The sequence below is a fragment of the Terriglobus sp. YAF25 genome (assembly GCF_052113305.1).
In the GTDB taxonomy this organism is placed as follows: domain Bacteria; phylum Acidobacteriota; class Terriglobia; order Terriglobales; family Acidobacteriaceae; genus Terriglobus.
Genome location: NZ_JBFRCY010000090.1, coordinates 1 through 11,065 on the forward strand (window position 1 = coordinate 1; position 11,065 = coordinate 11,065).

Annotated in this window: 9 protein-coding genes; 2 read left to right on the forward strand and 7 right to left on the reverse strand. The window is 58.9% G+C overall.

Features of this window, described 5'->3' with window-relative positions; translation table 11 throughout:
- From AB4043_RS05445 to AB4043_RS05460, 4 genes are all read right to left on the reverse strand, one after another.
- A partial coding sequence (locus AB4043_RS05445; RefSeq protein WP_442306631.1) for a DUF2383 domain-containing protein occupies positions 1 to 238 on the reverse strand: 238 nt, incomplete at its 3' end.
- Positions 239 to 521: 283 nt separating this feature from the next.
- Positions 522 to 2,738 (reverse strand): DNA translocase FtsK, encoded by a 2,217-nt coding sequence (locus tag AB4043_RS05450; protein WP_442306632.1) that lies wholly within the window; start codon positions 2,736 to 2,738, stop codon positions 522 to 524.
- Positions 2,739 to 2,885: 147 nt separating this feature from the next.
- Entirely contained in the window at positions 2,886 to 4,553 is a 1,668-nt protein-coding gene (locus AB4043_RS05455) for a ribonuclease J (RefSeq protein WP_442301156.1), read from the reverse strand.
- Between the two features lie 125 nt (positions 4,554 to 4,678).
- The gene (locus AB4043_RS05460; protein ID WP_442306633.1) at positions 4,679 to 5,524 is read right to left on the reverse strand and encodes a 2,3,4,5-tetrahydropyridine-2,6-dicarboxylate N-succinyltransferase; all 846 of its coding nucleotides are present in this window, start codon (positions 5,522 to 5,524) and stop codon (positions 4,679 to 4,681) included.
- A gap of 219 nt (positions 5,525 to 5,743) precedes the next feature.
- On the opposite strand from AB4043_RS05460, the gene AB4043_RS05465 reads away from it, so the two are divergent.
- Complete coding sequence (locus AB4043_RS05465; RefSeq protein WP_442306634.1) at positions 5,744 to 6,499, forward strand: alpha/beta hydrolase; 756 nt, start codon at positions 5,744 to 5,746, stop codon at positions 6,497 to 6,499.
- Positions 6,500 to 6,515: 16 nt separating this feature from the next.
- On the opposite strand, the gene AB4043_RS05470 is transcribed toward AB4043_RS05465, so the two are convergent.
- The 3 genes from AB4043_RS05470 to AB4043_RS05480 all read right to left on the reverse strand — a co-directional run bounded on the left by AB4043_RS05470 (position 6,516) and on the right by AB4043_RS05480 (position 9,457).
- Complete coding sequence (locus tag AB4043_RS05470) at positions 6,516 to 6,938, reverse strand: response regulator (RefSeq protein ID WP_442301153.1); 423 nt, start codon at positions 6,936 to 6,938, stop codon at positions 6,516 to 6,518.
- A gap of 171 nt (positions 6,939 to 7,109) precedes the next feature.
- Positions 7,110 to 8,030 (reverse strand): 4-hydroxy-tetrahydrodipicolinate synthase, encoded by a 921-nt coding sequence (gene dapA, locus AB4043_RS05475; protein ID WP_442301152.1) that lies wholly within the window; start codon positions 8,028 to 8,030, stop codon positions 7,110 to 7,112.
- A gap of 158 nt (positions 8,031 to 8,188) precedes the next feature.
- A complete protein-coding gene (locus tag AB4043_RS05480; RefSeq protein ID WP_442301151.1) occupies positions 8,189 to 9,457 on the reverse strand; it encodes an aminopeptidase in 1,269 nt (422 codons plus the stop codon).
- A gap of 78 nt (positions 9,458 to 9,535) precedes the next feature.
- Here AB4043_RS05480 and AB4043_RS05485 point away from each other — a divergent pair.
- A partial coding sequence (locus AB4043_RS05485) for a TonB-dependent receptor plug domain-containing protein (protein ID WP_442306635.1) occupies positions 9,536 to 11,065 on the forward strand: 1,530 nt, incomplete at its 3' end.

An 11,065-nucleotide genomic window follows, 5' to 3' on the forward strand; every position in this document is an offset into this window, starting at 1 on the left:
TCGTACCTGCAATCGTTCCACTCTCTTTCACATCGTGGAAGCCGGCACGATGCAATTCGTTTTCGAGGTCAGCCCGGAAGCGCGCCCGCTTAAGACTTTCCGCCAGAAAGTAACGCCGTAGCATGTCATCCTTCAGGTGTTCACCAAGCGTCTGGAAGCCCTCCTGTCCGTCGATCAGAGTTTGGATGACTTCGCGCAATGTGTCGTTCATGCGGCTCTGTTTTTCAGCATCGCTCATTGCCATGGGTATCCTCCGTGTGTTTAGAGACGTTGTGGCCGGTGCAGGGTCCGCCGGCTGCTGTGCGATTCTCCACCGCCGGCGACAAGCAGGAGAAATCGCGAAAATCCTACTCCCCTGCCAGCCACTTCTGCATCTCCGCCGGCAAATAATTTCACCGGCGCCATGTATCACCGTGGGATGCCTCTGATCCGGAGAGGTTTGCCCCAAAAAATAGATAGGGAACGGCTCGCCGTTCCCTATCTATCTGAAAGAAAAAACTACCTCAGWCGGAAGTCACGCATTAACGCATTGCCGGATCTGACTCACGCAGCCAGTCAGCGCTCTTGAGAATCTCCCGTGGCTTGGATCCTTCAGCAGGTCCTACCAAACCATCCCGCTCCATCATGTCGATCAAATGCGCTGCTCGGCCGTATCCGATACGCAGACGACGCTGCAACAGACTCGTCGATGCCTTACCGAACTCGAAGATCAGTTTTACGGCATCGTCGAAGAGCTCATCGTTCGTATCGTCGCCATCCATCGCATCGAGGTCGCGGCCTTTGTCGTCCTTCGGACCTTCCAGGAAGCCCTGGACGTACTCGGCTTCACCCTGTTGTTTCCAGAAGTCGGTAACGGCGGCGATCTCCTTCTCGGTCACGAATGGAGCGTGCACCCGCTGCAGACGCGAGGTTCCCGGTGGCAGAAAGAGCATGTCGCCCCTTCCCAGCAGGCTCTCAGCGCCGTTGGAATCGATGATCGTACGCGAGTCCACCTTGGTAGCCAGACGGAAGCTCATACGCGTAGGCACGTTTGCCTTGATCAGGCCGGTGATTACGTCGACCGAAGGACGTTGCGTCGCCAGCACCAGGTGAATACCAACAGCGCGCGCCATCTGCGCCAGCCGGGTAATCGCCTCTTCGACGTTGGCCTTATCCAGCATCATCAGGTCAGCGAGCTCGTCGATGATGATCATGATGTACGGCAGCGGCTGCTGCTCTTCATCGTCTTCAAACATTGACGGCGTGCCGTTCTCAAACAACTTGTTGTACTGGTCGATATTGCGAACATGCCTGGAGGCGAGCAGCTTCAAACGGCGTTCCATCTCGCGGACCGCATTACGAAGTGCATTCGCGGCCAGCTTGGGTTCGGTGATGATCGGCGTGAAGAGATGAGGAATGCCCTCGTACATTCCCAGTTCCACACGCTTCGGATCGACCAGGATCATGCGCACCTGTTCCGGTGTCGCCTTGAAGAGCACGCTCATGATCATGGCGTTGATCGCCACTGACTTACCTGAACCGGTGGATCCGGCAATCAGGACGTGAGGCATGGAGGCCAGGTCGGCCGTGACGATACGGCCATTGATGTCCTTGCCCATGGCAATCGCCAGCCGCGACTTTGTATTGGCGAAGTGCTCGCTCTCGACAACATCGCGCAGCCAGATCGTCTCGCGCTCGCTATTCGGCACCTGGATGCCGACTGTGCTTTTGCCGGCCATGCGTTCGATCAGGATGCTCTCGGCCGCCATCGCCAGACAGAGGTCATCGGCAAGGCCCGTAACGCGCGAATACTTTACGCCGGCTTCCGGGCGGAACTCGAAGGTCGTCACCACTGGGCCGGGATTGATCTGGGTGACCTGACCGTGGACATCGAACTCAGCACACTTCTCGACCAGCGTGCGGGCCTCTTCGCGAAGAGCCTCTTCTCGCACAATGCTCGGCTCCTCGCTGCGGTGCAGCAGGCTCGACGGCGGCAGCTTGTAGCCATGTACGCTCTTGGCGGTCAGGGTAACGGTCTTCAGCTTCTCGTCGGCACGCTTGCCAAAAGAGATCCCTTTTTCCTCGGTCTCGGGCTGCTGCGCGGCCGGAGTAACCGGGGCGGGGAAGTTGACGATCTTACGCGGCGCCTCCGGCTCGGCCTGGRCCGGATGGTGAGCCCACTCAGGAGTGGGCTCCTCGATAGTCGCCTGGTGAAGGCGTTCCTCGGCCGCGGCGGCATAAGCTGCGGGTAACGCGGGGTCTCCGCTCTCGGCTGGGGCATCGACCATGGTGCGCGGCACTTTCGCCCAGACAGAGGGTGCCGGTAACGCTTCCGTCTCGACCGGATCGGCGTTGTCCCGCTCGCCCAGAGGCTGCGGCTGCGCCTTCTTCCGAGCGAACATCGCCGGACCGAAGAAGATCCAGATTGCCAGGCCTGCGAATTTGGCGACAGGCGACCCCGCAGGCCGCGACCGCATCCAGCAGTAACCCAGTCGCATGAGCGAGAGCGGAACCGCGAAGGCCGCGATGCCGAGAAGCTGCAATGTGGCGTCGCTGATAAAGGCGCCGACAATGCCAGTCCAGTTATGTGCCGGACGCCCCGTGGCGTAGCCCCCCACGGTGTTCCAGGAGGGATCGGTCGGCGTATAACTGACCAGCGCCAGCGCCAGCAGCCCACCCCCCACCAGAACAGCCAAGCCAATCAGCTCGTTCAGGCGGCGATTACGCGTCGGCGTTGTAACAAAACGGAGTGGCTTCATCGACACCTCGAAACAAATGGGGACCGCTTCCGCGCGCTTTGCGCGCGGAAGTACCTTTCATTGTCCTCGTTTCGGGTCGGCTTCCGGGCCTGAAATCGGCAGCCGGGGAACCTAGCTGGCTACCCTGCGAGCACCATTCTGGAATCTCTAAATCTCGAGAATTACCGGCATGATCAGTGGCCGCCGGCTCGTATTCTTCTGGATGTAGCGCTTCAGGTCCGTCCGGATCTTCTCCTTGATCACGCCGTAGTCGCCTTTTTCCTCGTTTGAGGAGGCATCCAGCGTACGCGCAATCACCTGCCGCGCCTCGGTCAGGATGGCCGGATCAGGCACTGCAAAGCCGCGCGCAATGATCTCCGGCGCGCCTTCCACCAGGCCGGTCAGCTTGTTGATGGCGAGGATCGGCAGCAGCAGACCCGCCTCCGAAAGGTGCCGGCGATCGCGGATCACCAGATCGTCCACTACATCTGCCGTCGATCCGTCGTCGATGAGGATCCTGCCCGCCTGTACTTTGTCCTTCCGGGTGGCCGAGTCGCGCGTCAGCTCCAGGACGTCTCCGTCTTCCAGCAGAAAGGTCTGCTTCGGAATCCCGGTCGACGCGGCAAGCTCTGCGTGGCGCTTCAGATGCCGATAGTCACCGTGCACAGGGATGAAGTACTTCGGCTTCACCAGGTTGATCATGAGGCGAAGCTCTTCCTGGCTGCCATGCCCGCTCACATGGATGATTCCCTGGGTGCCATCGTCGAAGATCACGTTGGCATCCCGGCGGACCAGGTGATCGATCATGCGGAAGATCCCTTTTTCGTTGCCGGGAATGATGCGGCTTGAGAGCAGAACGGTATCGCCGGGCTCAATCCGCGCGTGCTTGTGGTTATCCACCGCGGCACGGGAAAGGGCCGACATCGGCTCGCCCTGGGTGCCGGAGATCAGGACGCAGACCTTCTCCGGTGGATAGTCTCTAATCTGACCGCCATTGATCAAAAGGCCGGGCGGTATATCGATATATCCAAGGTCGGTGGCAATCTCGGTTGAGTTGTCCAGCGACCGTCCGACGACGGCGACCTTGCGGTCATGTTTATCCGCCAGCTCGAAGGCCAGCTTCAGCCGGTGGATCGAGGAGGAGAAGCAGGAGAAGAAGAGCCTCTTCTTCGTCCGTCCGAAGATTTCGTCCAGCCGTGGCCGTACCGCCAATTCGCTCGGGGTGTGTCCGGGCCGGTCGACGTTGGTCGAATCCTGCAGGAGGGCGAGCACACCACCGTTCCGCCCCAGCTCGGCAAATGCCTGCAGGTCGAAGGGATGGCCGTCCGGCGAAGACAGGTCGACTTTGAAGTCTCCTGTATGCAGGATTGTCCCGACCGGAGTATGGATCGCCAGGGAAACGCAGTCCACAAGGGAGTGCGTTACCCGGATTGGCTGAATCCGGAACGGTCCGACCTGAAACTGTTCGCCTGGAATCATTTCCAGCATCTCAGTGTCGTCCAGCAGCTTGTGCTCTTCCAGCTTGCCTTCGACATAGGCGAGGGTGAACTCGGTGCCGTAGACGGGGACGTCCCGCAGTTCGGTCAAAATCCACGGAAGGCCGCCAATGTGGTCTTCGTGACCATGTGTGAGCAGAATGGCTTTGACCTTCTCACGGTTCTCGACCAGGTACCCGATATCGGGCACGACAATGTCGACACCTAGGAGTTCCTCGTCCGGAAACATAAGTCCGGCATCGATAACGAGAATGTGGTCGCCATAGCGAATGGCACAGCAGTTCATGCCAAATTCGCCAAGGCCGCCGAGCGGAATGATTTGCAGCTTGTCGAGACTCATCAAATCTTCATGCTAGAGCATTTTTCCTGTTGCCGGGTATCCCGGGAGGTGAGTGCAGCGGCGTTTTCATTGCGGAAAACGCCCATAGATGCGGAAACCCTACATTACGCCTACAGAAAAATGCTCTAACGCAGCAAGTCTTCCAGTGCCGTCGAGAGATCAGTCTTCTCGTCGCGGTACTTCACAATGACCGGGGTGTAGACAGAAAGGCCCCACTCTGTTCCTTTTCCCTTAGTGACAGCGCGCGCGCCGGGGACCACAACCGCGCCTGACGGGATAATGAGCGGTTGGTCCGCCGTCGCCTTCAGAACCGTTCCATGCACCGTGTCATAGACCGGCGTTCCGCGCGTCAACACGGTACCGGCGGCCAGTACCGCCTTTGAACGGACGATCGTTCCCTCATAGACACCCGTATTGCCACCTACCAGAACGTCATCTTCGATAATCACAGGCGAAGCATTCACGGGTTCCAGTACGCCTCCGATCTGGCACGCCGCTGAGAGGTGGACACGCTTGCCGACCTGTGCGCAGGAGCCTACCAGCGCGTGCGAATCCACCATCGTGCCTTCATCCACATACGCGCCAACGTTCACATAGGCGGGAGGCATCATCACCACGCCCTTGGCGAGATAGGCCCCGCTGCGTACCGACGAACCACCGGGTACGACCCGGACGCCCTGTTCGGGGGTAAAGGTGCGTGCCGGATAGGTGGCCTTATCGATAAAACTCAGGCGGCCGCAGGACTGATCTTCGAGCTGGCCGATACGGAAACCCAACAGGATGCCGCGTTTGACCCATGCATTGACTGTCCAGCCGATGGACGAGGCGGCATCGGGAGAGGCTGAGCGCAGCGTACCGGCTTCGAGCTGACCGCGGAGCTCCAGGAAAGCCTTTTCAGCGTCGGGATTACCGATCGCTGCGGCTCCGGAGGCGAAGTGATGTTCAATGRTCTGCTCGAGGGTAGTGCTCAAAAGCTATCTCCTTGAAAGGCGGTATGTCTTCAGTGTAGGTGATGGCTGTCCCACAGGCGAATTCCATTCACAGCGTAAAATGCGTTCGTGCGATCCTTCCTGGTTCTCTCCTCTTCTCTTCTTTTCGTCGCATTGTCCGCACCGGCGCAGGTTGTGACTCTGCCGCTGTGGCCCCACGGAACACCCGAACCCTGGGCTCCAGGAGCAGAAGTGGAGACCATGAAGCCAACGGACAAGCTGGTTGGCGGCCATTCCGTCTCGAAATTGAGCAATATCGAACAGCCAACGTTGGCTCTCTACCAGCCGCCAAAAGAAAAGCGCACGGGTGCAGCAATCGTTGTTTTTCCTGGAGGAGGTTACCGCATCCTTGCTCAGGATCTTGAAGGAACCGAGGTCTGCCAGTGGCTTAACGCGGAGGGTGCCGCATGTGTTCTCGTGAAATATCGCGTCCCTCTGAAAGAGCATTACCCCGCCAGTACGATCGACCTGGAGGATGCACAGAAGGCGGTTCGCCTTACAAGGATGCATGCGGCTGAGTGGGGCATTAATCCCTCGCAGGTAGGTGTCTTGGGCTTTTCGGCGGGTGGTCATCTTGCCGCGGTGCTTAGTAATCATGCTGACTTCAAGCGTGCCGGTGAGCCTGCCGACGAGGCGTCTGTGAGCGCCAGGCCCGACTTTACGGTTCTGATCTATCCGGCGTACCTGACCGATGCGAGTCTGAAACAGGTCGACGAAGGTGTTAAGCCGACTTCGGAGACACCGCCCACCTTTCTGCTACAGGCGGAAGACGACCCAGTGCACGAAGAGAACGTGCTCGTGTACTTCCAGGCCCTGAAGGAGGCCAAGGTCAAAGCCGAGCTACACGTATATGCCGAAGGCGGGCACGGTTACGGATTACGTGCAAACGGGCTGCCGATTGTGAAGTGGCCTTCGCTGGTCACGACCTGGCTTCACACAATCGGGATATTGCGTTAGCCCTAGAGCAAATGCTCTAGGCCGGAATGGGTAACCCCGGCTTGTATCCACGCCGACTCGATGGAGTCAGCAGTGTATGGATGAGATCCAGCAGATAAGGCAGGCTGACAGGTTTTTGTACGAAACGCCAGGATCGGGAAATAATCTCCGCGGTCCGGCTCTGGCCCAAATCTTCGCCGCTGATGAGGATGACCGGCATCTCAGGCTTTGCGGCCGTGAGTGTCTGGGCCAGTTCCACGCCTGAACTCTCTGGCATGTTAATGTCGGTCAGCAAAAGATCGACGTCCGGCCGGCTGGCAAAGACTTCCGCCGCACGATGTGCATCATGGCAACTCAACACTGCGTAACCCGCATGTCGCAGGAACGCTTTGTAGAGCGACCGGATATCAGAGTCATCGTCGACGAGCAGGATGGTGCAATGAGGGAACTGCGAATTCATGACAGCAACTTCTCGTACTCAGGTAAAACGTGCGTAAAGTGAATCGGCTGTAAATTGCCCGGCCGGTCCCCTGTGTACGGGACCCGATACTCTGACGCTGATTGAGCTGTGGAAGTTTTCCCATTTGCAGGACATGAAAGACCCATGCCCTGCAAGTCGTTCATTACAGGTTTAAAAAACGCGCAGATCCTCTCCCGTCGGTAAGGCATCGACCAATAGGCCAAGCTCCCCGATGAGAATATCGAGTTTCCTGCGGGTGACAGGTGAGACCTCCGTCATGGGCAGACGTAGGCCACCGTGAATTTTGCCCATCAGGGTCAGAATCGCCTTTGTCGGTGAGGGATTCGGTTCCCAGTAAAGCGCGTTGAGGAATTTGCTGTAGTGCCTCTGAATGCGGCGAGCTGTCGACCAGTCGTTGTTCAGTGCGGCATCGATCATCTGCGCCATATGGTGCGGAATGACGTTGGAACCAACAGAGATGAGTCCCGATGCACCCTGAGCAATCGCCGGCAGGGCAATGCCATCATCACCGGCAAAGACACGGAAGTTGCGAGGAGCTGTAGCAATAATCTCGGAGATCTGGGCAATATTACCGGAGCTTTCCTTGATGCCGAGGATGTTGCTGTGCTCGGCCAGGCGAAGTACCGTAGCCGGCTCAAGGTTCGCTGCCGTCCGGCCCGGAATGTTATAGAGCATCACGGGCAGGGTTGAGGCATCGGCAATTGCCTTGAAGTGAAGATACTGGCCTTCCTGGGAAGGCTTGTTGTAGTAAGGATTTGCCGTCAGAATGCCGGAGAGGCCGGGAATGCGGGAAAGCTTTTCAACCCGAGCAACAGCTTCAGCCGTATTGTTGTGGGTACATCCCGCCAGCACGGGTACCCGTCCTGCCGCGGAGCCAACAACCGTCTCGATCAGGCGGACCGTCTCGTACTCGGTGAGCGTGGAAGCTTCTCCAGTAGAGCCGGCGGCGACCAGAAAACTGATGCCGGAGTCGATCTGCCAGTGAACCAGAGAGCTAATCGCAGGTTCGTCGAGTGTGTTGTCTGGTCGGAAGGGCGTAATCAGCGCTGTCCCGCAGCCTTGTAGGTCCATAACAAATGCTAGTTTACCGTTGCGGACGGGTGCTTGTCAGGAAGGACGACGGCGCGTCGCGAAGGTTCGCTGGATTTTAGTGGACGCCGATCGCTGAGCGGTGTCACACGAACGCGGTGTCCATGCCCCAAAGGGCATGGACACCGCGTGGACTGATCCTAAGCCCAGTTTCCGTTGCGCATCAGTGGCTCACTGGAACCATCGGCATATACGCCGTCGACATTCATATTGGCGTTGCCGATCATCCAGTCCACGTGGATGAGTGAGCTGTTGGCGCCGAGTTTTGTCAGCTCCTCTTCGCTCATCTTCTCTCCACCGATGAGGCAGGTGGAGTAAGCCTGTCCCAGTGCAATGTGGCTGGCCGCGTTCTCGTCGAAGAGAGTGTTCCAGAACAGCAGGCCACTCTCTGCAATCGGGGAATGATGCGGAACCAGCGCTACCTCACCAAGCCGTGCCGCGCCCTCATCGGTGGAGATCAGCTTCTTCAGAGCTTCTTCTCCTGCGGAGGCGGAGGCGTCGACGATGCGGCCGTTTTCAAAGTGAACCGAGATATTCTCGATCAACGTTCCCTGATGGGAGAGCGGTTTTGAGGCCCTCACGCGGCCGTTCACACGATCTTTATGCGGCGTCGTGAAGCACTCTTCCGTCGGGATATTGGGCTGGCAGTAGACGCCGTTGCCGGCGGTTGTCCCGCCGCCTGCCCACAGATGGTTATCCGCCAGGCCGACAGTCACATCGGTGAGGCCGTCGTTCGAGTGGAACCGAAGCGCGTAGTAGCGTTTGTTGTTCAGGAAATCCACACGTTCCTTCAGGCGGCCACCGTGCGCCTCCCAGGCCGCGACTGGATCAGGCTGATCGCTACGCGAGGCCGCGAAGATTGCATCCCATAGCTTCGCTACGGCTTCTTCCTCTGAAAGGTCTGGGAAGACGAGCTTTGCCCAGGCCGGGGTTGCGCAGGCGACGATGGTCCAGTTGATCTCGTGACGGGTGATGATCTCCATCGCCGGCTTGGCGGCTTTGCTGGCGGCGACGTTGGCGCGGGAGACCTTGCCTGGGTCCTGTCCGGCAAGCAGTGAGGGATTCGCGCCCGTAATGCCGAGGCGAGCAGCACCGGAACGGTAGGCATTGGTAATGCCTTCAGAGAGCCAGACCGCCGTTTTATCGAAACTTTCATCGGGGGCGTACTGGTACCGCGCCAGTGTGAGCTCATCATCATTGAAGAGAGTGGTCACCAGTGTGGCTCCGGCTTTGTAAGCGTGTTCCGTAATGCGGCGAACAAAGGGGAGAGCTTCCATGGGAGCGGTGATGACCAGTTCCTGTCCGGCGCGAAGGTTAAGGCCGACACGGACAGTGACCAGTGCAAGGGCGTCGAGCTTTTCTTCGAAGGTTTTGGCGGCAACGGGAGCAAGAACGGTTGCAGAAGACATAGTGTTCCTAGGGTAGGAGCCGATCTGCTACTCCGCAAGTCCGGAAGATGCGATCCGAAGATGAGATTCTAGAAGTGCATGAAAACTCTGGTATTGCTTGCGTGCCTGATCGGCGTGAGTGGATGGACCTGGGCGCAGAAGTCACAGGATACGCCCGAAGTAAGAACGACCGTTGTTGTGGTGGGTGCTCCGGATGCCCTGGCCGAAGAAGACTCGGCAAGGTCGACCCGGGTGCTGGGGATCGAAGACCGGCGTCTGGCACTGAGCGACAACAATGATGTGCTGCGCGGCGACCCTGCGGTGGACATCCAGCAGCGCGGAGGCGCGGGAGTGCAGGCGGATCTATCGATCCGTGGAAGCTCCTACGAGCAGACGTTGGTGCTGTTGAACGGTATGCGCATCAACGATGCCGAAACCTCGCACTTCAACCTGGACCTTCCCGTGCCCATGGCAGCCCTCGCAACAGCACATGTACTGCATGGTGCGGGATCGACGCTCTATGGCTCCGATGCTGTCAGCGGTGTCGTGAATTTTGTTACCGCACCGGCGCAGGATGGACTGCGGTTACGGCTGCAGGCAGGTGGAGGGAGCTTCGGAGGCCAGGAACAATCGGCGCTTGCCTCGTGGGGCAAAGGGGCCCTGAGCCAGGTTTTTGCAGCCGGTCGCGACTTTTCGTCCGGGTTTATGCCGGACCGTGACTATCGCTCCGAGGAGGCGAGTTCAGAGACACGCTTTCACTCGCCGCTGGGTGRCTCCGATGTGCTGCTGGCAGGCAGCGATCGCGCCTTCGGCGCCAACGGGTTCTACGGAAACTACACCTCATGGGAGCGGACGAAGGGATGGTTTGCCGGTCTGAGCCAGCAGATCGATCCAAAGACTCAGGCAGCGGTGGCATTCCGGCGTCACACGGATATCTTTCTCCTGACCCGGAGCAATCCGCTGGGCTACAAGAACCAACACATCGATACAAGTTGGCAGGGTGTTGTGCGTCGTCAAGACGCCTTGCCGTGGAAGCCTGCGAAGGTCTTCTACGGGCTGGAAACAAATACCGACCAGATCGACAGCACCAACCTCGGGCGTCATGGACGCAATCGCGGTGCAGGTTATCTGGATCTGGAAGTCCGTGGACGAGGGAAGGGAACCCTCTCCGTGGGATTGCGTGAGGAAGTCTTCAGCGGCGGCAACGCCGTGCTGGTGCCATCGGTCGCCGGAAGTCTCTGGATGGGGCAGAATCTGAAGGCAAGAGCATCCGTCGGCCGTGGATACCGGCTGCCAACATACACAGACTTGTACTACAACGATCCAACAACGGTGGGAAATGCGGCGCTGAAGCCGGAGTCGGCCTGGAGCTTCGATGGAGGGCTGGACTGGTATCAGGGGCACAGGTTCTCGGCTTCGGTGACAGGCTTCCATTCGCGACAGACCAATGCGATCGACTATGTACGCGCCAATGCCTCTGAGAAGTGGCGTGCAGCGAACCTGAMAGGTGTACGACTGACCGGAGCAGAAGCAGCGATTGACTGGCGGCCACTGAGCGGACAGACGGTGCGTGTCGCCTTCACGCAGATCTCAGGTGCACGTGAGGCGTTGCAGGGGCTGCAGTCCATC

Coding starts and splice junctions, on each gene's coding strand:
- AB4043_RS05455 (WP_442301156.1), bottom strand. CDS start 4,553: ATGAGTCTCGACAAGCTGCAAATCATTCCGCTCGGCGGCCTTGGCGAA.
- AB4043_RS05465 (WP_442306634.1), top strand. CDS start 5,744: ATGAAGCCAACGGACAAGCTGGTTGGCGGCCATTCCGTCTCGAAATTG.
- AB4043_RS05470 (WP_442301153.1), bottom strand. CDS start 6,938: ATGAATTCGCAGTTCCCTCATTGCACCATCCTGCTCGTCGACGATGAC.
- dapA (WP_442301152.1), bottom strand. CDS start 8,030: ATGGACCTACAAGGCTGCGGGACAGCGCTGATTACGCCCTTCCGACCA.
- AB4043_RS05480 (WP_442301151.1), bottom strand. CDS start 9,457: ATGTCTTCTGCAACCGTTCTTGCTCCCGTTGCCGCCAAAACCTTCGAA.